This is a genomic window from Nocardia asiatica NBRC 100129 (assembly GCF_000308415.1).
GTDB classification, from domain to species: Bacteria; Actinomycetota; Actinomycetes; order Mycobacteriales; family Mycobacteriaceae; genus Nocardia; species Nocardia asiatica.
This window is the reverse complement of sequence record NZ_BAFS01000457.1, coordinates 4,708-29,076: the sequence shown is the minus strand read 5'-3', so window position 1 is coordinate 29,076 and position 24,369 is coordinate 4,708. Positions and strand designations below refer to the sequence as shown.

At 66.4% G+C, this 24,369-nt stretch carries 1 protein-coding gene; it reads left to right on the top strand.

Annotated elements, in window-relative coordinates; all coding sequences use genetic code 11:
* Positions 1–15: 15 nt before the first annotated feature.
* Positions 16–24,369 (top strand): alpha/beta fold hydrolase, encoded by a 24,354-nt coding sequence (locus tag ON27_RS34940; protein WP_157227703.1) that lies wholly within the window; start codon positions 16–18, stop codon positions 24,367–24,369.

Here is a 24,369-nt window from a genome sequence, read left to right as displayed (position 1 = left end):
TCGCTCGGAGCAGGGGTGCGAGCCGCGCGGGCCGGTGCGTACACGGGTCCGCCGCCACGAGCGGCGGTCCCGGATTCGGGCCTGGCCCCCGACAGCGCCGTGCCCAGGATCTCCGCCTCCGGTGATGGTCAGCCGCCGCAGACGGCGAGTCCCGAACGCATTCCTCTTACCGGCGACGGAGTGAGCCCGCCGCAAGGGAGGCGGCCCGACGGGTTCGGCGACGGCTCGGTGGACCGACCGGACGGCCTGACACCCGAGATGATGGCGGAGGGCGAGCAGATCTTCCGCGATCTGTTCGACCAGGCGAGGGGATCGGAGCGTAACGACCTCGCGAGATTCCTGGGAGGCGACGGACCCGGAGGGCTCCCGGACGGAAGCGGCGGAACCTTACTGCCCGGCAGCGCGCCGAACCACCCGTCGGGGGGACCATCGCATCCCTCGTCACCTGGACGCGGCGGGACCTTCCCCGCGTGGGGAGATACCGCGGTCGCGCGTACCTCGTCCGCCGTTGCCACGCGTCCCGAAGGCGGTTCGGCCACACCGATCCCGGCCCGTCAGTTCCAGATCAGCGATCCTCAGGTGCGTCCGGACCAGCGGGGCATCACCGTGGTCACCGAAGGGACCGTCACCCAACCGGACATCCTCACGTACGGCACCGAAGCGCTCGCCGACGGAAGCAGTCCCTACTCGAGTCCCTTCATGATCCAGTCCGGGCCGGATGGAAGCCTGTACATGGTGTCGCCGGAGCAGACGACCGGCGGCGCCCACGATGCGACGGCACCACCGCCTGCGGGCAAAACGCTGGACGAGGGAGCCACTGCTCCCAAGGAACAACCGCTCCTCGACATCGATGCGGAATTCGCCCGCATGGCAGCGGAATTCGCGGCGACCGCGGAGAAGCCGGATGCCGGCGATCCCGTCGCCGCGCCGGATGCGCGGAAACAAGCCGTCGACGTCACGCCGCAGGCTTCCGATGCGAGCAATCCACTCGTTTCGCCGAGCTCACCGAAACAAGAGGCGACGCCACCCGCCCCGTCCGCGCCTCCCGCCGCCGACGCGGGCAACTCGGTCGGGCAGACGAACTCACCGCCACCGGTCCCGGATGCCGGGCCGTCACCGTCTCGCCCTGGAACCGCGACGACCAGCCCCGGCACGCCCGCTGTCCCGTCGAAGCCAGGTACACCATCGTCGACCGACTCCGGGCCGGGCGCGAGCAACTCCGTCGCGCACCCACCGCCGTCCGCGGATAACCCGACACCTCCCGGCGACACCGTGGGAGAACCTTCCGCGCAAGCTACGACGGGCAGAACCCCCTCTGGTGCGTCCCCGCTGAACGCCATCCCATACGCCGCACCAGCGGCGTTGTGGGGCCACACACCGGATGGCGCTGCGGCGCAGACGAGCCCGCCGACCCCACCCACAGGGTCCCCGGCGAACAACCTCGGAGGAACCCCACAGCCCGCCGCGACGCCACCGCCCCCCATCGCGGCCACCGGCCGCCCGGGTACCGACGAACCCGACGCCGATCCAGAGGAGTTCCCCACACCGCCGGGAACCATCGTGGACGATCCCCGCGAGCACAACGTCCAGAAAGACCCGCGCGAGCACAGCGTTTGGGAAGACCCGCGCGACCACAGCGTCCAGAAGAAACCGGCTGGGGATTACGTCACCATCCCCGGCGTCTCCTACCCGCTGGAAGACGAACCACCCGCCGACGCAATACCTGTCATACCGCGCACACCCGCCCTGACTCCCCTACCTGTCGATTCCGTCGGCTTGGGCCGCGCCTTCCAGAACCCCGACAACCCCGACTCCGCGTCACCACGCCCTCCGGACATCACCAATCCCCTGTCGGATCGCCATGTCGCCGCGCCGGAAGCGGGATTGGACGCCGGGCTCGACAAACCGCCCGCCACACCCCCCGTGCCCTCGCGGTACGCCACCGAACCGAACCCGGAGACCCCTGGCGCTCCGCAGAAGCCCGCCGGACCGCAGCTGAACCCCCACTCTCTCGAATACCAACAGGACCCCAGCCGCCTACCCGCCGTAGGCGGAGTTCCGCACCTGCAACCCGTTCCCCAACCGAGCGGAAAGTCGGAGCGTAAGCGCCTCATCGCCCAGATGGGCGCAGGCGACAAACCCCGACGACGCAAGAAACAACACCCACCCGAACCGGAGCCGACACCACCACCGCCGACGCCCGATCTTCCAGTACCCACACCCACACCGCGGCCGAAGCCGCGCGAGCGCGGCCAGCCATCCGTACCGCTGGTCCGCGAAGAGTTGGTCGTGCGCGAGGCGGGCGAAGCGATCGGTGCGGTCGGTGCCGAAGGAGAGCGTGTCCGCCCCGCCGCCAGAACCCGGCAATGGGTGCGGTCACTGCCACCGAAGCTCCCTTGGCTCACCGAGGACCAGATCGACACCGCCGAACTGCTGCTCTCGGAGATGGTGGCCAATTCGCTGCGGTGGACCCAGGGCAAGGTGGCGGTCATCGCCACGGCAACGGACACCGACGACACCCGCAAGACCCGATTCACCGTCACCGACGAGAGCGAGGTCGTCCCGGAGCGAACCGGCATGCCGTCCTGGGACGCCGAGCGCGGCCGCGGCGGCGAGTTCGTTGCCATAATGTCGGACGATCACGGAACCACCGTGCGGGACAACGAAAAAGCCACTTGGTTCGAGCTGCATGGGCCACGCGGTGGCGAGGCGGTAGCCAACGACGCGGACAGCTCTCCGAGCGGAGGACGACCCGGCGCTCCGGCCGCGGGACTCACTCCGGCCGAGGGCGAATCGCCGACGAGCCGGCCCGTCGGCGATCTCGCTCCGGATACGGCCGACGCGATCCGGTCCGATCCCGGGGACGGTCCGCCTCCCACCCAGAGCTCCCCTGAGCAAGGGCAGGCCGCAGAAGCGGTGCTCGCGGATTACCACGCCCGGTCGGGACCCGATATTCCGGAAGCCGACCGGTTGACCGACGTCCCGGCCGCCACCCTCGCGGACATGCTGCGCGGCGACGACCTCGCCAACGGTCCGACCGCTGGAACGTATCCGATCGGCCTAGCCGAGATCTTGACCCGGATCGATGATGCGGGCAGCGATGCGGAGACCTCCGCACGAGCGAGGGCCGCTGTCGTAAAGCAGTATCAGGAAAACGCGCTAGCCCGGGAAAACAGCCTGCACAAGGAATTCGTGCGGAACAAAAAGGCCGATCTCGTGGCGAAGGACACCGCGGCGGCCGAAGATGCCGAATCCATCGCCCGGCAGCTGGCAGATGAATTCATCCGTAGTGACCGGGCGCAAGACCAGATCGCGCGCTTCGCTGCCGAACGGACCGCTCAGTGGGTTGACAGCGAAGGAATCCCGCAAATACTCGACGCGGCGCGGTCGCGCCCGCCCGACCCCCGCGGCGCCGAGCACACGGCGGACGAGCTATCCCGCCATTCCGTCGCGAGCAGTGCGTCCCACCATGGTCCTCCGCTGCCAGCGGAACTGCAGGCGACGTTGCGGCAGATCGATAACGCCGTCAGCGATCCGGTCGTCACAGAGCAGGCCAAGCGCCTGATCCTCGAGCGCTACAGCGAATATCAGCGGGGGCCGGAGGAGGGCGCCTATCGTAAGTTCCTCGAGGAGAGGACGTCGGAATACCTGCGGCAAAATGTCCCGCTTGCGGATGCTCTGCGGTCGGCCCAGCGGGAAGCCGACGACTTCATCGAAACGCAGAGCGCACGTCGGATGATCGACAGCCCCGCCGCGAACAATACGAACCAGTGGGTGAACAAGGTTCGAGTACGCGCCGAGCGGGAAGATTCGAATCTCGCCGACCACCTTGCCCAGATATATCGGGAAAAGCACCAGGCCGGTCTCGGACCGCGCGCGGCAGCCGACCGGCCCGGCGATGCACCGGTCACCGCTGCTCCGGCCGCTCACTCGAGGCCGATCCGCGGAGTAGAAGACACCCGAACGCTTCCCCCTGAAATACAAGCGATTCTGGCCCGGATCGACACCACCGCAACAAACACGGACGCCGGGCAAATCGAAATGCACATCCTGCAGCGGTACCACGTGTACCGGCTGGCCCGGGAGCGCTCGCTGCACCGAGCATACTGGGACGACCGCAAAGCCGCCCTCGTCGCGCACGAAACACCGACGGAGACGGCGGAATCGCTCGCCATCCAGCACGCGGACGAAATGATCCGCACCAACGATGCGCGAGATCAGGTCACCGCTGCAACCGTGCTCGAAACGCTGCAGTGGGTGGAGCGCGCCGGCATTCCCTTGCGAGCGGACGACGCGGCGGCAATGCATCGGTCCGCGAGGCACAACGATGCTGTGGCGAGCCAAGCTTTGCCTGCGGCCCTCTTGGCGACCATGGCTCAGATCGAAAGCGCGGGAGCCGATCCGATCCTCACCGGGCAGGCGGCAAACCTCGTCCTGGAGCGTTATCAGGAATATTCGGCGAGGGCTCGGAAGGCCGTCCACCAAGAACACGTCGTCCAGCGAACACAGGCTCTGCGGAAGAAGGACGTGCCTCGCGCGCAAGCCGAGCGGCAGGCGCGCGAGGCGGCCGACGTCTTCATGCAGACCGACAAGGCGAGACGAATGGTCGGCGGTATCGCCGCGCAGAATACGAACCAATCGATCAGCAGGGTGTGGGCGGGCGCCGAGCAGGCGAACTCCAACTTCGTCGACCGACTCGCCCGGGTCTATCGCGACGAGCACCGGATGCCGTCCGAGCCGCTGCCCGGCCTGAGCGCGGAACAACGCATCGTGATCGACCGGTTGGATACCCTGCTCAACGACCTGACGGAAGTCGAGAATCGGTGCGCAGCACTGCTGCAGCGAATGCCTGACCTCGTCGACAGGGGGGCAGATCGGTGGCTTCAGGTATTCCGGTCGCACCGCACGGCGATGGCCGAACTAGCCGCCGCGTCCTTCGAAGGAAAGACCGCTACCGGCGAGCCGATCACCTCGGATGTCAATATGGGGTCTGTCAACGCGCACGCCGCCGCGATTCGAGGGTTTTTCGGTGAACTCCGGTTAGCGGAGCAGTTCGATCAGATCGATGCGGTGTGCCTGATCGTCGAGGTCGAGATGCCGATGGGACCTCGGATCGACGGCGAGATCGATGTCGTCACCGATGGCGGGCGAGTCTGGCGCGAAGCGAAGAACAACCGCCTCGATGCGCAGGCGGACAAGGCGCCGGAGTTCGAGGCCCAGGTGCGCAGACAGCTCCACATCGCGTACATGAATCGCGAGTATTGGGTGGACGGCTCGCCGCCGCAGATCAAATGGCATTTGATGAATGGTCTCGGCCCAGGCGTCAAAGCCAGACTCGAAGCCGTTCGGATAGAGGACGAAACCGGACGGATCATCCCCGACTACGGGGTCGAGGTCATCGACGGTTCCGCTCCGGAACAGTCGACACAACCACCGGCAGTGCCGGAGTCGGTCCGCTCGGGCGATGCCGACGCGGTCACGACCGCACAGCGGACGCGGGAGGACGAATCCACAGCGTTGCAGGAACAGCGTGCGCAGTACCAGCAGAAGCGCGAGCAGTACGGCGAGCGCACTTTTCGGTACCTGCTGCAGGTACTCGGTGTTCCGACCACACCGGGAAGCCGCTCGATCGAGCCGAAGGTGCGCTTGGCTCAAGAGGTCAACGGCGACGTATTCCGCTACGCAGAGGAGCAGGGCTGGTCCGTTCCGCCGGGCATGGACGTGGACGAGTGGTTGCAGGACCTCGCGCACGACGCTCTGGCGGACAAGCGATTCCACCGGATCCGCCGCGGCGCGTTGGCGGCGTTGCGCGCGGAGGGGATGACCGACTCCGACTTGGATTTCCGTTTGCTCGCCGAAATGAGCAGGGAGCAATTCGAATTCGGATTGGACGAGCTGTCCCCCGTACAGCGCACGTGGCTACAGCGCAGGTTCGAGCTGGGATTCGACCGTGCGGAGGCCGCGGTAGCGCGGCCGTTCAACAGCTACGGGCCCGAGGCGCTGGTCAGCTTGGAGCAGGTGGCCGTCGCTCGACTGGCGCAGTCGATCGCAGTTCAAACCGGCGCGCATTCGATAGAGCGAGACGAGCCGGACGCGGCGGCCGAGATCCAAGCGCAGGAGCGCGGACACCAAGGTGACGAGCCGGAGCCGATGCGGCAGGTCCAGGTGGAGGACAATCCCGCCGAACAAGCACCGGAACCGCGTGAGCCGGTACTCGGAACGACGACAGACGAAATGCCCACGCCAGGTTCTGCGCAATACACCGAGTTGCTCGCGGCAGTGCAGGCCGTGGTGCCGCCTACGGTGCGCGCCGCCATGGGTACGGACCTCGTCGCGCTGCTCGAAGCCATCCATGCCCTCCGTACCGAAAGCATGCGGCGATACGCTGAACTGCACTATTTGAACGGACTGTCGTCGGCCGACACGGCGCAGATCATGGGTGTCAGCCGCAGTACGATCAGGCGCCTCGACAGTCAGGTACCCCAGGCCCTGGTCGATCGGCTATCTCGTGGGCCGGTGTTCCGCGTCGGGCTGGATGAACTTCCGCTGCCCGGATCGCGCCGGTACGCCGAGCTACGCGCGGCGGTAGAAGCTCGCGCTCCCGGCGAAGTCGTCGAGGCGATGGGGGGTGACCTGGCGGCGTTGCTCGCCGCGGTCGAGAGACTCCCTGCCGATCAACGGCGGTACAGCGAACTGGCGTACTTCGGAGCACTGCGTCGAGCCGAAATCGCCGAAGTGATGGGACAGCTCAGCGAGTACAAGGTCACCCGGTTGGCGAACGCGGCGGCCCGGCAGATGGTGACCGAATTGCGCGGCGATTCGGCGCAGCGCGCCCAGGCGTCCGTACGGGAAGCCGTAGCGGCGCGGCTCGGGGTGGATCCCGCGGAAGCGAGCCCTGATTCCGTCGTCGTGAACCGACTACTCGCCGCACTCGATGCTGCGCGTTCCGGATTGGCCGACCTGCTCGGAGTGGACTCGAGTATCGTGCGGCACGCCTGGGTGCGACAGGCGGTACGCATGGTGGAGGAGCAGGTCGCGAGCCTGACCGCGGAGGATCTGGCGAAGGCCGTTCGCGCGGACCGATTGTCGGGAATCGGGAAGTGGATCGGGCGGCGGCTCCAGTTGGACCTGGAAATCCAAACCGCGACCGCGCTCGCCATCGCGGACGGACCGCTGGAACCGGACGCAGCGGATCGTTTGCGTCGTCGGGGGGCGGAACTGGACCGAGAACTCGCGCACTTGCTGGCACTTCCGGAGCCACGGTCGATAGCCGAACACTTGACCGAAGAACCATTCGGCGAGCTCCGTCGCATCGCCGACAGAATTGACTCGTCGGCGTTCGCAGGACTCGTCGACGCAATCGAAAGCTTCCTCGGCAGCTACAACGCCGAGGCTCTGCTCCGGTACGTGGAGCAGGACAGCCGAAGTCAGAATCACACGTTCCGGCTGTCCACGGTTCGCGAAGGTGCTGCCGCGGTCCCGGAGGCGCCCTCGACGCACGTCGCTCCCGAGGACGAAACCGCTCGTGCACGCCCGCCCAGGCCGCTCGGACCGGAGCAGGTGCGAATACTGCGGACCGAGCTGGCCGATGCGCTGGGCATCGAGCCCGCGCACGTGCGTCCCGGCTTGGTCCGGCAGGCGATCAGTATCGCCTCCGAACAGGTAGGGAGCCTGGACCGGGACGGTTGGCGCCGAGCGATAGCGGGCGGACGCTTGCCGGACCTCGTCCGTTGGATCGGCCGCCGAATCGTGCTGGACACCGATGTGCAGGCGGAGACAGCGCGTGCAATCGAAGCGGAAAGCGTCGACGGGCAGGCACAGGATCGGCTACAGCTTCGCGATGCGGAGCTCAGCCGCGAGTTGGCGCAACTACTCGGATCGACAGCGCACGGCCCGTTTCGGCAACATGCGACGGGTGATCTCTTCGCCGAGTTACGCAGGATCGCGGCCGCGACCGGCGCGGCCGAGATGAATCGGCTGATCGAGGTGGCGCAGCGCTACCTCGAACTCGGTCCGTGGGAGCTGGCCCAGGAACCGAACCCGTCCGATGTCGCGCGTCTCGCCCATGTCGCCTGGCAGACGGCCTACACCACTTTCAGCCGAGCGCAGCCGGTGTACACGGAAGAGGAGCAACGACTGCTCGCGGCGGCCGGTTGGCTCGGCTATCCGATCCCGCCCGCGCTGGCGGAGGCGATCGATCCGGCTTTCGCTCGGGAACGATTCCTCCCGGGGCGATTCGTCGACGGCGAGTTCGTGCCCGGACGGTTCGCAGCGCAACCCACGCAAGCCGAGATAGCCCAGCTGGCGCACGTCGACCCGGCTGCGGTCAGCAGGGTATTCCGCGGCGAAATAGCAGAACACACAGCTGTGGGGCGTCGTGTGCTCGCCGCCGCGCAGGAGTTGGGCTATTGGTATCCGCGTCCGCACGGGACCGACATCGCGCAGATACAAGCCTTGCGACACGAATTGGCGGATGCGCTGGGTATCGAACCGCATCGAGTAGATCGCGAACAGGTGCTGGGGAGATTCGGTCCGAACGCGAACGAGACCGATTCCTCCGGTCACCTGGCCGAAGCCGCCGCACGTTTCCTCGGCCTGAGCGCACAGGACTCGACGCGGCGACCCACCCAGTTCGACGTGGCCGAACTGGCCGGCGTCGACGTGCAGTCGGTGAACAACGCCTTGACGCGCAGCACGCCCAGCTACACCGAAGAGGAGCAGCGACTGCTGGTGGCGGCTCGATGGTTGGGCTACCGCATTCCGTCCGCGTTGCATGGGATTATCGACCCGGTCTTCGCCGAGCGGCGATTCACGCCGCCGCGGTTCGTCGACGGCGAGTTCTTGCCGGGACTGTTCACGCCGCAGCCCACCCAGACCACGGTAGCCCGGGCTGCCGGTGTGTCGCCTTCGGTGGTCAGTGCCGTCCTTACGGGAGAGGTCCCGCCCGACACAGATCGAGCCAGGAAAGTATTCGCGGCGGCTGAGCGGGTTGGTTACTGGTATCCACCGTCGCGAGGGTTCGATGTCGATCAGGTGCGGGCGCTGACCGCCGAGCTGGCGGATCTGCTGCGAGTGGAGCCTTCCACGCTGCGCAAGGATCTCGTTTCGGACCGACTCGCACAGTTGGGTAGCGGCCCACATACCCCGGAAGCCGCGCAGCTCATCGAAGCCGGGACGCGCTATCTGACAGTGGCTGATCGGGTCTTGGATCATGAGCCGACACAGCTGGACGTGGTCAAGCTGTCCGGGGTGGCTCGGCCATCGGTCCGAAGTGTGCTCGAGCGTACCGAACCGACCTATACCGAAGAAGAGCAGCGGGTGCTGGTCGCGGCTCGATGGCTCGGCTATCCGCTCCCCGCGGTACTCGAGGAAGCGATCGATCCGGAATTCGTCGAAGATCGCTTCACTCCGGGTCGGTTCATCGATGGTGCGTTCGTACCAGGACGGTTCGTGCCACAACCGACGCAGGCCGAGGTGGCCGAGGCAGCCGGTGTGTCGCAGACGACGGTCAGTTCGGTACTCCGAGGCAAGCACGGCGCGCAGACCGATGCCGGGCGCAGGGTGCTCGAGGCCGCGGAACAACTCGGTTACTGGTACCACCCCGCCCGCGCGCGGGCGCAACACGCGCCGGAGCAGCCTGTGTTCGGGGTACCCGAGCAGCGCGACGACAGCGAGGTCCGCACGCCCGGCCGACGAGTCAGAGGCGGTGCGACGCCATCTCCAGGCGAACAACCGCATTTCTACGACGATGTCGATCCGCGCGCGGTACTCGACGCCCCCGCCCGGAACCGGCGGTTCGGACGCCGAGCCGGACCCGACCTCCGCGTCTTCCATCACGACGAGAACGATCCGCTGGGCCGCCCCTACGGGCATGGCGTACCACCTCCCCCGCCCGCTGCGGGCGAACCGTCGGCCACCGCACCGGCCGACGGGAGCGAGGACGCCGCGCTCGCAAGAAGCGACGAGCCCGCACCCGGTGCACCACCTCGCGCCGGCACACCGGACAGCGAATGGGCCGCGCCGGAGAACCTGGACCGCGAGGCTCCGTCAGCCGTGCAGTCAGCGGATATGCTTCCGTTCGCTGACCATGTCGATGAACCGGACGACAACCCGACCGATCACGGAGCGGTCGATTCCCTACTGGCGGATTTCTCCGAAGAGGCACGTCTACTCGGCCACGCCGTGCGCGAACGACGACCGGTGGACTGGCGAGAACTGACCCGGGAATCCCAGATTCTGCTGCTCGGCGAGGACCACACCAACATATTCACCCGCGTGTATCTCGGCCGGCAAGCAGCTGCGCTACGCGAGGCGGGGATCACTCACTACGGCATCGAGGCTCCTCCGCACCCGGCGATCGACGCGGTGAACGCCGGTATACCGATCAGCCTGTCCGACGTGAACCTGGGCCCCCATTGGACCGGCTACGAAGGTGTGGTGTGGGCGATGGTCGCGCATGGGATCAAAATCGTGCCAATCGACGTCAGAAGTCCTGGCTCGGAACACGGCTCACCTCTCCGGGACATCCGTGAGTCGCATATCACGAAGGCCGTCGCCCGAGTGGTGTCGGCGGACCCGGATGCCAAGATCGCCGTTCTCATCGGCCGAGATCATGTCACCAAAGACCCGAGCGTATGGCAGCACAACACCGGCACCTCCGGGATGCCACTGAACGCTCGCCTGTTGGAAGCCGGCTACTCGACCAAGTCGATTTCGATATGGGGTGGCCCTACGGAGCAGGACGGGTCCATCAGCGCCGTCGCCGCACGGCTGGGTGCGCGAGACGAAACTTTCCTGGCCGATCTCCACGATTTCCGGGCGGCCGGTGGCGCCGCGAAATGGGAGTCCGATTTTCTGCTCCACCTCGGTAGCACCGACAGCTTCTGGCTCCCTGATGCCGACCGGAACATCGTGGGGTGGGGGCCGGCAACCCAATTGACGCCTTCACAGGAAGCCGCGTACATCGAGCAATTCACCCGCCTCGCCGAAACCACCTCGGCTGCCGAACTCGCGGTGGGCGATCCTCCGCGAGACGACGCCGGGGAGAACGCTGCGATACACCTGACAGTGCCGCACCGGAGTCAACGAACCACCGAGTCTCGCCTGACCATCGATGGTGACGTACGGAACTTCGTCGCCGATTGGGCCAACGATGACCACGCCCGATCGTCTATCGGTCTGGCCCTGGAACTGGCTTCCATGTACACCGGGCTGACCGGAGGCGCGGAAGTCGAGGCAACGAAAGCCGGGACCCCCGGGCGTCGGGTATTGCGGTTCGAAGTAACCGGCCTGGCCGGTGAACCGCCCGTGCGAATGCCCGGCTTCGTCGAGACCTATATCTTCAGCAAGCTTCATCTGATGACGCACCGGTACGGACAATCCGACGGCGAAACGGTTACCTGGTTCGAATTCGACGAAGCCGGGCCGGATTTCAGCATGGCCGGTCTCGAAGCGGTCCATGGCCCCGATATCCCCGCCACAGCACGGGGAGTAGCCGAGGCGCCGGAGCCCGGTGCACCTTCCGCGACGTCCCAACCCGATCGCGCGGCGGTCGAGGCCGCCGCGGACGCAGCGCCCCCATCCCCGGAAGCGCCGGTGCAGACCACCTCGGCCGAGTCCACGACCATCCCGGACGGTGCTGCGCCGCTCGGGTTGCTGCCACGTTCCTCGGTCGCCGGCTTGGCGGCGCGGCTGCACGAGGTCGGCGGCGCGACGACCTCCGCGGATACGCCCTTCCATCGCCTGCCGAGCGATGTTCGAGCCACATACGTCCGCGACGCCGAGGTAGCGCTGGCGCTGGTACACGAAGCGCTGCGCACAGGCGACGACGTCCGCGGCGACGACTTCCTCGAACGCGCGAGCGGCAAGATGCACGACGAGTGGCTTCGGCGCAATTGGCGCTCGGCCACGTCGGAGCAAAGACTTGCCTACGCGGAGCCCGATTTCCCCGAGGAGCGGCGGGAGTCCCATCGCGCTGTCGTGCGCACGGCAGTGGAGTTCACCCACTCGGACCAGGCGACCCGTTCGGACTCGTCCGCCGAAGCTTCCGAGATCGATCCGTTCGCGCGTTTCACCACCGGCCGAGAGATCGCCGCGGAGTTGCGCCACAGACACGGGGTCGATGTGGTCGGTTTCGACTTGCCGGATATTTCCATCGAGATATTCAGGGAGTTCGCTCGCACGATCCACGAACTGCTGACCAAGTATCCACACGTGCAGCTACACGAGGTCGGCATCGGGTCGTTCTCCGGGGAACGTTTGTTCGCGTCGAGCGACAACGCTGTCGGAAGCGACGCGATGTACCCGCACACCCGGTCGCTCATAGTGAGCAAGCAGATCCTCACCATGCCGGACCTGCTCTCGTCGACCTGGAAGGGCATGGTCAACGCCGGCAAGGCCACCGGGCCCGCCGATCAACCGGTGCGCGGATTGCTGCTCAGAGAATTCGCGTACGCGCTGAACGCGACAGGTCGGCTGGAAGCGGAATACAACGCGAAATCGGCGCTTTTGGAGCACTGCGAAACCACCGTCGGGCTGGACAGTCCTGCCCAGATGTTCGCCTGGATGGACGGGCAATTCCGTGCCTATGGCCGGGGTGAGGATGGGGCGCTCGAGTCGGCGAAGGCGATAGCGGGTGCGTTCGCCGCGGTGGAGCACGACCCGACCACCGCCACGGTCGGCGAGAAGTTGCTGCATGAATTGTTGACGCTCGCCGCCGATAAGCACGCCGAGGAACACCGCCAACGGCAGATTCTCGCGGCGGAGTACCACCCCGCGTCACCGGCGGAACAGCAAGCCAAGATGGCAATGATCACGGCGGCGGAAGCTGAGCACGGCATTAGGTTCGTGGGACTCGACAACCCCGGAATCGATCTCGACACCGCGGATCAGATCGTCGCGGCCGTGCTGCACATGAATGCCAAGTTCCGAGTGCTCGGCCTGTCGGAGATCGACATCGTCCCCTTGGCTCTGGAGATCATCGCCCAAGAGTCCACCGCCGGGGGCGTCGTATTCAACGAGTCGTGGGTTACAGCTCCGGTAGCCGCGCGCGCCGACGCCGTCCAGCAAGTGGCTACTGGACGCATGCGCGGCGACCCCGATCGCTGGTTCTACAGCGTCGGCATCCACGAGATGGCGCATCGGCTCCGCCGGGCACTGCCGGGCGCGGGATCGGACGCGTACTCCGTGCTGCGGAAGTACCACGCGGACACATACGGCTCGACGGACCACGACGACCTGATCGCATGGCTGCGCGAGCAGATCAGCTCCTACGGATTCTCTCGAGACGGCACCCTGGCCGTGGAGGAAGCGGAAGCGGAAGCGGTCGTCGCTGCCGAGATCAGCGGTCTGACTCCGACCGAGGCCGAGCGTGTGCTGCACACCAATCTCGTCACCCTCGCCGAGGCCGAACTACAGCGGCTGGAACAGGCCCGCGCGCGCGACGAAGCAGCGCGACCGCCTGCGGTGGCGAGTCCTGGACCACGGTCACCGGACACCTCCGCCGCGCCACCTCCACAAGGCCCCGTACGCCCGGACGACGCACTCGATGTTCATCGTCCGGACAAAGATCGCCGGCGCCGGACCGACCCCGGCATGTTGGACGCGTACGGCGACCGAGTCGGCCCGGAGGCTTGGGCGTTCAAAAGGCCCGGGCGCGGTGCGCAGCCGGATCGAGCCACTGTCGATCGCGCGAAGCACGATCGAGACGCACCTCGTACCGACAGCTCGCCTCGGTCGCCCGAACCGGAGAAGTCGGATAACGCGAGGACGAACAGGCCGACTCCCTGGCAACGGGACGGTGGAGACGAGCAGCACACGGGCGCGCCCCGTGAACGGACAACCGACCCGCGAGCGGGGGCCGAGTTCCGGACCGCACTCCGCGCCGTACTCGCCGCGGGTTTCGTGCGCTATACCCCCGATCAAGTCCTGACCGATGCGACCGTTCCACAGGTCATGTCGGCCGTCGGCAATCTCACTACCCAACAGCGACAGGTCCTGCGGCTGCTGTGGTCGGAGCGATCGGCCGAGCAGATCGCCCAAGAGCTCGGACTAGACGTGGGCGCGGTCGTGGCCTCGGGGAACGAGGCCGCCAACGGCATCGTCAGGTCGCTCGTCCTCGCTGCCGACGTACCGCAAAGATTCGAAACGCTGAGCAAGGCCCTGATCGAGGCGAATCCGTGGCAACTCCAGGACGCATTACGCCGACTCGGGCGAGACCAGCGGCGGATCGTCGTCGGCCTGTGCCGGCATCACAATTCGTCGGCGGACTTGGCGAAAGCTCTCGGGCACAGCGAAGACACGATCGGGCTACTCGCATACGGCGCCGTACGTCGAATGGCGGAGTTCATCGCCGATCCAGCCACACATCGGACATCTGCCCCGGCGGGTTCTCGAGGCGGGCAGGACCAGAGTGCCGCGCGGCAGCGTATGGCCACCGCGTTTGCGTCCGAAGCCACGGGCGACGACGCGGCGGACTTCGTTCTGCGACGCTTGAAGGAAATCCTTCCCGCCCCGCCCACCCACCACTTCGCGAACCGCGAGGATGAGGGCGATCGAACCCGGGAGAATCTGGACCAACCACCACGCACCGCGGAAGGGGTGAGCGATCGCGGGATCGAAGTCCTCCAGCTCATTCTCGCGGGCGAGTCGCTCGAGGCGATTGCTTCCCTGTCGGGGATGTCCACCCGGACCATCAAGCTGGAGCTTCGTCGGACCTCGGCAGCGCTCGGCACCAGCGGCCAGATCGCGACAGTGGTCGAGGCACTGCGACGAGGACTCCTCGATCTTCCGCGCAGCATGGTTCCACCGTGGCAGCGCGTGCGCTTGTCGCCGAAAGAACACGAGGTGGTCCGCCTGTCGGCAGCGGGCTTGTCGTACCCCGACATCGCCGCCAGGACAGGTTGGCGCCGCAGCACAGTGGCAGATCAAGTGTCCTTCGCCTCGGACAAATTCCGCACCGATGGCCTGATTCCGACAGTCATGGCGGCGCTTCGCCACGGAGTCGTGCGCGTCCAGGATCTCGATGCGCCGAGCACGATCGATTCCGCGCGCCCGCCCGCGTCCCGCCGTCCGTCGAAGCAAACGGAGCTGTCGGCCCGTGAGATCGAAGTACTCGGCCTTGCCGCGCAGGGCCTCTCCAACCGCGACATCGGAGCGCGTCTGGTCATCGCGCCGCACACGGTGGAAAGCCATCTCACCCGTGCCGGCCGCAAGCTTGGTACGAGCGGGCGGATGTCGACCGTGGCGGCAGCGCAGGAGCGGGGAATCCTCGGCACCGGTCAGCCCGCCTCCGACCAGCCTGCCGCGACGCGGTCCTCGGACAACGTCCCCGCTGAACACAAAGCTGCGGCCGATGCGCCGTCTCCAACGGCGGTATCGTTCGAGATTTCGAGACCACACGAGGGCCCGCCCGGGCATCAGGACCGCAGGGAGGCCATCCAGCCGCGCGAGCGCGACCACCAGCCGGGCAGTTCGAGCAATTCTCCGACGACTCCGTCCAGGGGTCATGGGATATCCGATCTCGAGGTGCAGGTCCTCGAGCTGACCGCGAAAGGCCTATCCGGAAGAGAGATCGCAGAAGCTGCCGGGGTCACCCAGGCGAAGGTGAAGCACAGCTTCGAACACCTTCGAGTCGCGCTGGGCCTTCGCGGTGATCGAGCGGAGATCGTGACAGTAGCCAAGCAAAGGGGAATCATCGGTGACCCCCGCCCCGAGAGCCGGACACCGACGACCGATGTCGAACCGGAGAACGCGGCCAAGCCACGCGACGGCTCCCGACCCCGGCGAGCCACTCGGCATACGGGGCTCATCGGGCACGCGAGCGTCCCGCCCTGGGACGACATCGGCGGCGCCGATGCATTCTCGGACGGTGCCCCCTCGAATCTCGGGAAACCGCGCCAAATGCGCAAACGGCTGCGCGAACTCAGCGAACTCCACATAGATGGCGGTGGTTGGGTCCCCGGTCGGCCCTTCCGTCTCGATCCGGACGAGGCTGCCGTTGCCGCGGTACGGGATCTGCCGGCGGATCGTGGATATCTGAATCCGGATCTCACCTTGGAATTCCTCCCCTTCTACGAGTTCGATGGCCTGCGCACGCAGGAAGACCTGGAGGCGGTCGCGACGGCTGTCGGGGACATGATGCGCGAGCGGGGCTGGCGGGATCGGAGTCAGACCGAAGCCGCAACCGAGTTGGTGCGCGTTGCTGGGCGCAATGCGATGACGTACATGGAGCGCTACACCCGCTCGCTGCAGCGGTCCGGTGTCGAGTGGTGGGACGAGCAGACGGCCGTGCAGAACATGAAGGCCCGGCTCACACTGCGGATGGCCATGCAGGCCGAGTCCCGATCGCTGTACGTTTCATTGGACGTGGACCAATACCGTCCCGAGCGCTTCCCCGACGTCACGATGCTCAGGTGGCACGCGCCGCTGTTCAGCGATGCCCAGGTCGGCACCGAGGTGCGGGAACTGCTCGGCAAGGCCACCGTGTCGGGTGTCGAGCAGTGGGGTGAGGTCTGGGCTCGATTCGACGAGCCGCGGCCGGAGCCGAGCGGTGAGAGCGTCATCGAGCCACCACCCCGGGGAGATCTCGAAGCGAAGGCTCGCGTCGTTCGAAAACTGTACGACGACCACCACATCCGCTTCCTAGGCTGGGAGGACTCGGTTGTCGGGGTGCAAGCCGTCGAATCCGTCGACCGCGCGCTGCGAAACCTGATCGCGGAGTACGGCAGCCGATTCGCGCTGCGCGAGTTCATGTTCGATGACGAGACCGTAGGCTTCGGCGTTACTCGGAGTTTCGGCAGCACAACTCCTGACTCCAAGGATTACTACTCGTCGATCAGGCTCAACAGGAAGATCTTCACCGACCCGGATTTCGCGCAGTCCTGGGCGGATCAGGTTGCCGACCACCGCTGGGCGGAGTCGGACGAAGACATGGTCTACGAGTTGACGCACCACGAGTTCATTCACGTAGTCGCCGACGAGGGCAACTGGGTGCTGCACGACCTCGCACCGGCGTTGTTGCGAGCCGCCTATGAGCTCTACCGAGAACATGAACTGATACCGGCCGACGTCGGGTACACCGAATGGCTTGCGCTGCTACCCCACTATTCCCTGCTGCCGTTCTCGCACCCCGTGACGGATACCTTCGACCCGATCGAAGGCGTGGCGGAAGGAGCCAGGACCGGTGCGGTCGTGTCGTCCTTGCCGTTGACTCATCCGGCGCGAGTGCTGCATTGGTTGACGGTGACGCGGGACGGATCGTCGCCGGCAGAGTTCTTGGCGCGATGGGCACAGCGACAAGATTCCGGCGATCCGGATATTTCGCTGCTTCTGCAGGACTTCCGTGACGTAACCGGCCGCGACATCGCGATACCAACTCGCCTTCGCCCGGAGGACACGCCGATCGAAATCCTTCTGGCCGCGACCGGCGGGCAGCCGCAGCATTTCGCCGATGCCGGTGAGATCGCGGCGCGGTTACGGACGTGGGACCAGTCGTCGGGTAGTCCAGGCAACGGTGTCTCGGCGCTTGTCGTCTCGGCGGGAGAAGCTCCCTACCTGCTGGTGCGCCGTGTCTCTCCGGACGGGCACACGCGAGTCGAGGTGCGGAATCCGATCGAGGGCGTGCTGCGCGCCGTTCACGTGCCGTCCACGGATTCGCCGAGACCGCCCGGTGTGCAGGGAATATTCTTCGATGAGACCGGCGCGGCGATCACCGTGCCGCTCGCGGAAGCCGCTGGGCACGACCGCGCCGCGCCGCCGACGCCCGCCGCCGAGAGTCGACACGTCAACCCCCAGATCGACCCCGCCGTCGCAGCCGGGCTCGCCCCCGAGCGCTTCCGGCACCCCGCAAGCAGGCGCAAATTCGGAATCATTTCCCCTGACGCCCATCTCGCATTCCATCGCAATCCGGAAAACGGCCGGAGCTGGGACGAACACGAACCCCGGCCGCAGGACCGGCGAACTTCGGACCACGCCGAGACAGCGCGTCCGGCCGACGACAATCCGGCGGACACCGTTACTCCGGGCACGACGGCCTCCGCTCTCGAAGCCTCACCCAGTATCCGTCCTGCGCTCGAGACCGCCGAGAGCGAGGCAGACGAGATACTCGCCGAAGCCTTGGACCACGCGGCGCCGGCGCTGGATCTCGTATCGCTGACAAGCACGCAGCTGATCGAGCTGCTGCGTGGCGGCCAGGTCACCAGCGTTGAATTGACTCAGCTGTGTCTCCAGCGCATCGAAGCGCTTTCGGCGTTGAACGCGGTGATCGGCATCAATCCGCAGGCGCTCGAGGAGGCTGCCCGCGCGGATGAACTGCGGCGGACCGGCGCCGCGCACGGCCCGCTGTTGGGGGTGCCGGTCCTGATCAAGGGCAACATCGACATCGCGGGCATGCCGACCACCGCGGGCTCGGTGGCTCTGGCGGACTCGTACCCCGTCGCGGACGCCACGCTGGTGACGCGATTGCGTGCGGCGGGCGCCGTCATCCTCGGCCACGGCAATCTCACCGAGTTCGCGTTCTATCTGGGCACCTTGCCCCCTGGATACAGCTCCTATGGCGGTCCGACCCGCAATCCGATCGACTCGTCCCTGGTCCCTGGGGGCTCCAGCTCAGGGTCTGCTGTCGCTGTCGCGGCCGGGCTTGTGCCGCTCGCCATCGGCACTCAAACAACCGGGTCGGTTGTGGGCCCGGCAAACTGGAATTCGATTGTCGGACTCAAACCCACTGTCGGTGCTGTGTCCCGCACGGGCGTCGTACCCATCGCCACCACCCGTGACACACCTGGCGCGCTGAGTCCGGACGTCACCGGCGCCGCGATGTTGTTGACGGCTCTCGTCGGCGTCGATCCGCAAGACCCTGCCACCGCACGCAATCCCTTGACGGGACACGATTTCACCGCGGATCTGAATCCGGAAGCCCTCCGCGGTGCCCGTATCGGCGTGATGACGTTCGGAATCCCGTCAGAGGATTCCGCACAGCGCCCCCTCTGGGAAGCGGCGCTGGATACGTTGAGGGCTCAGGGCGCCACACTGATCACCGTCGACCTGGACACCTCACATAGTTTCCAAGACAACGACCCGCCCTGGTCGAGTGTGTTCTCCTACGAATTCAAACGCGACCTGAACGCATACCTTTCGCGATTGCCCCCGGACGCACCAATGAAGAACCTGGCCGACATCATCGCCTACAACAACGCCCACGCCGACGACGCGCTGAAGTACGGCCAAGACCGCGCCCTCGCCGCCCAAGCGATGGACCTCGGCGCGAACAGCATCGACACGGCGAACTATCAGGCAGACCTCCGCTTGGACATCGCCGAAAGCAAAACCCGGATCGACGCGGTGATGGCCGAGCACAACCTCACCGCATTGGTGTCCGTCTACGACTACGGAACGATCATGGGTGATAAGGCCGGATATCCCGCCATCCTCGTCCCAGCGGGCCGCACTCCGGCCGACCCGGACCATCCAGCCGGAGAGCACGTCAATGTGAGCTTCCGGGCCGCGGCATGGAGCGAACCCACGCTGATCGGCTACGCCTACGCGTTCGAACAAGCCCACGCGGTGCAACGGCCGCGGCCCCAGTTCGCGGATCAGCTTCACCGCCAGGCAACGGCAGAGAACACGGAAACGGCGGTGGCCACCGAAACCGTCACCGCCCCCGACGACCGGCGATCCGCGACCGTCGACGAAGCGGACGCGGGGCAGGGACCCGCCGCGACCGACGGTACCGCCGCCGCGATCCGCAGGCCCGCCGCTACCCGGCACATCGGCCTGATCGGCGGCGTTCCCGATCTCATCGATCCCTTCGACGACCGCGGCGCTCCGTGGGACCGTGGCGGCCCGGTGCCCCGGCACCGACGAATCAACAGGCTGGTAGAACCCCACGCGGACGGCGGTGGATTCGCTCGCGGTGGGGAGCAGGAGGATCCCGCGCCTCCTGCGGTGTCCGAAGCCCGCGGCACCGTCCCGAACGAGGCCGCTGACAACGGGGTGGACGATCCGGTGGCGCAACGGATCAGCGACCTCGAGGCGCGATTCGTCGAATTGAACCGGATGACCGTTCAGCGCCATATGGAGGGCGAAGCGATCAGCGCGGATAGGTTGAATCGGGCCTATGGCCAGATCGAGGCCGAGCTGGCCCGTCTCAGAAGTACCGGAGCGGTGAGCGACGACGTGCCGGTGGCGGTCGGCTCGGATCGCCGGCTGGCGCTGGACTCGGTGTTCGAACCCGAGCGCGCGTACCAGCAGGCCTATCGTCACGCCATGGGCGCGCTGCTCGGGTATCCCGCGGTCCGCGCGAACCTGGCGCCGTCCGAGATGCGCGACCCGCTGGCCGAGATACGACGGGCGATCGACCGCGTCACCGAACTCGCCGCTGATACCGGCCGCGGTGCGGAAATCGAGGAAATCGAGGTCCTGGCCACCATTTTCGAATGGACGGAGCAAGCCGAAGCAGGCGGGCGACCGATCGCCGTCGAGAACGACCAGGCCGGTCGGCAGGATCGCGCTGTTCCCTCGATCACCGCGACGGGACGAACATCCGACTCCGCCGACACCGCGGGCGCGGCTCCGGGGAACGCGCCGGCAGCCCCCGTACAGCAAGACCGGCAAACCGAGTCGATTGATATACGACGCGAGCGGGGCAGTCGGTCCGGCCACCACGCCGCACTGCCGGACGGCGCCGTCCACGCGGTCCCCGAACCCGATGAAACCGCCGACCTGGGCACGTTTTCGAAACTCTTCGCCGCCCTCATGCCGGACGGCAGAACCGTACACTTCCGACTACTGGGCGACCCGCACGGCTACCCGATCCTGCTCTCTCCCGGCACGCCCGTCGGGGTCGACGGCCCGCTGCCTGATCCTCGGGCGCTCTACAACCGCGGTTTCGCGCTCGTTGTCGTGGAAAGACCCGGTTATGGCGACTCGGATCCGCTGCCTGGACGCACGGTAGCCGATTGCGCCCGCGACATCATCTACATCGCGACCGAACTCTTCGCGTTCGACCACTATTCCGTGCTCGGGCGATCCGGCGGTGGATCGGTGGCCATCGCGGTCGGCGCGCTGGACCCCGACCATGTGGACCGGGTCGTCTCCCTCGTGGGAACCGCTCCGCGGCTCGACGACATGGGTGAGTGGATGGCAGGCATGGCCGATGCGAACCAGCGGATCTATGCCAGGCCCGACCTCGAAAGCATGGCCGCGACGCTCACCGAGATGGCCGAGAACATCGCCCGGGACGGGGAGTGGCTACTTCGCTACAACCAGGATGCCTTCACCAGGGTGGACCACATGTGGGTGGGCACACACCGCAAAGAGGTCGCGCGGGGTTATCAACGCGCGTTGCGGAACTATCCGCAAGCATGGGCGGACGACGCCATTCAGCTGACCGGGAACTGGGGCATCCGGTTCGACCAGTACCGCGTCCCGGTCGACATCGTGCACGGCGCTGCGGACCAATTCTCACCTGTGGACCACAGCCGCAATAACGCCAGGCTCATCCCGACGTCGAAGCTGTATATCTTCCGCGGCGTCTCCCACATGATGGGCATGGACGCGCTGCCCGTCATTGCGAGCCACTTCCGTGCCGAACGAGACGCCTTCTATGGCGCCCGAGGCGACGACCATCGCATACAGGCGATCCAGCGCGCCGAATCCGATCCACTGCCGTTTCCGCGATGGATGTACTGGTCGCGCGGCGGATGGGACTCGCGACCGGATTATGCGGACGACAGTCCGGTGCTGGATCTTCCGCCACATCGGGCCCGCGGCCTCGATGGTTTGGCTCTCGATCCGCCGCCCGCAGTAGCCGATCCATTCGGCGGTTTGCCGCGCGGTGTGCCGCCCGGTGCAGTGGCGCATGCCGCCGACCCGAACCGCCGAGAGGGCGGCGCCTTCGCGAGAACCGCTCACGCCCCGGCGTCATCGGCCAGGGCGCAGAACGGGGATCATCCGACGCCTCTCGAAGACGCGGATCCGACCATTCCGGCAACGGGATCGGAGTACTGGGCCGAGGTGGACGCCGCCATCGAGCAAGTGGTGGGGATCAATCCCGCATTCGAGTATCTCCGGAGGATGCCGAAGCCCGCCGAGGGGGCGCCGTTCGGCGCGGAGTGGGTCAGCAATCGCCGGGAATGGTTCCACGCCTTGTTCCACGAGGACACCGAGACACTGCGGAACATAGAACTCACCGAGAAAGACCTGCTCGAGCTGGCGCGGCTGATCAAGCGTGCGCCGCTCTACGTGACGCTCATGCTGGTCAATGTGACCGGTTCGTCCATCGATCAGCTGGTGCACGACCACAAGGTCGATTGGCGCAATTTGTTCTTCACGCAGGAGAAGATCACCCGGGACGGCGAGACCATTCCCGTCTGGAAAATCCGGACCCTGCAGGTGGATACGCCGGAGAAGGCCAGCGACCGAAACGTCATCAACGAGATCACCCCGTGGGCCAGGTTGCAACGCACCACCTCGATGGACGAGTTGCCGCAGCTGGCGTTGATCGCCGCCGGCGTCATGCAGTACTTCTCCGGCAGGCCGATGCTGAACCCCGACATCGAGCTGATGGACGACGCCCGCAGGCGCGGGGTGATCACCGAGGAGCAGTACGCGTTCTGGATCGCGTATCCGAAAGACGATCTGTGGTCGGCCGCGTTCTTCCCGGGGTGCCGATGGCTCGAAGCCCAGGGAGACGACTACTTGAAGGCTCGGGTCCTGTGCGCGTTCATCTGGTCGAGGATGGGCTCACGCGCGGCCGAGGAATACCTGATGGAAGTCATCGACAGATACCTGTTCAGCACGGTCCTGCGGGAAGGCGCCGAGTTCGTACTCGGCACGGGGACAGAGATAGTGGAGAGCATCACCGGTTTGCTCCCGGGGCAAGCCGGGCAGAAGCTCCTGGAAACCGGGCAGCAAGTCTTCGGCGGCGTCACCGGCAGGATCGGGAACACGATCCGCGGCCTGGCCGGTCGAGCTGCCGACCTGGTATATCCGGCACCGGAGGACCGCCCCGGCGACGACAACCCCACGTCCGAAGGACAGAAAACAGAACGCGATACCGAAACGAGAACCCCCGATGTCGGTATCAACCGGGATGCGGCTGACGGCGAGATCGATCTCGACGAACCGCTGTATGTAGCGCACGTCCCTGACGACCTTGATGGACCGCTCTATGTGGTGGCGCCCGAGGAAGAAAAGGAGATGCGCGGCGCAGACGAGCCGATCTATGTCGTGTCGCTCGACACGATCCCGTCCGCATATCCGCCGGTGCGCGATCTACTACCTGTCGAGGAATACCGGCATCTCGGTGGTGATCAGGGTGTAATGCTGCCACGAGCGACGGCTGTGGCGCTGCGTGACGCCGCGGTCGAGCATGGTGAGCGGATGTCGGGCTCCTACAACAACATCTATCTGCTCGGAGACTTCGCGATCCGCGTTCGGAAGCAAGGCCCGGAGCAGCTGGACTTCGTGCTATGGCCGAAGGAATACCAAACGTTGCACGCCTTGGCGCAGGCCGGTGTACACGGGGTGCCGCAGGTACTACACGTGGAGCTGGACGACCAGGGCGACGTGCTGTTCCAGATCCAGCGACGGATCTACGGCGCACCGGTGAGCAACCTCCACTCTCCGCAGGTCTCCGCGGCACTCGTGGCAATGAGTCGGCAGTTGGACCAGGTTCCCGTCCCGCAAGAGCTACTGCCGCTGCCGGCCTGGTATCCGGAATCGGGCGACTCGGCGGGGTTCTTCCGCATGCTCATGGAACACACCGAGCAGATCTATCAGCGCTATCGCTCGGTCGAGCGGTACCGAACCATATTCGCTCGCCTCGGGTTGGGTGAGTCCTTGAGCACCGTCCTCGAGCCGGAGCTGCAGCACGTTCGTCCCCAGCGATTCTTGGTTGTTCACGGCGACCTGACCAGTGCCAATGTCTTGAAGGTCAGTTCAGGTCACGCGATCGTGGACTTCGAGCTGGCCCTCTACGGTCCCAAGGATTACGAAGCGGCGGTGCTCACGCACCGAAGCCCCGGCAGCACGCGCAGCCTCGACCCGTACCCGGTTCATTTGGAGCCTTGGCTCCACCTGCTCGACATGCACCGAGTCATTGTCGACACCGTCCGCTTGGTCGAGGCGGCGAACTCTCCGGATCCCGGCCATTTCCGGCTGTTCGAGTTGTCCTGGAATGTGACCAAGTCGCTTGCACGCGCGTCGCAGCACAGCCCTGGTCGGGAGGTGCTGTCGGTCGACGAGATACTCCGGCTTGTCGTCGCCCTGCGATCGGAGGCCGCGATCGATCGCGAGGAGGATCTCTACGTGGTCGCCACACCGGACGAGCCACCGCCACCCGATACATCGGACGCCCGCTCGTCGGACTGA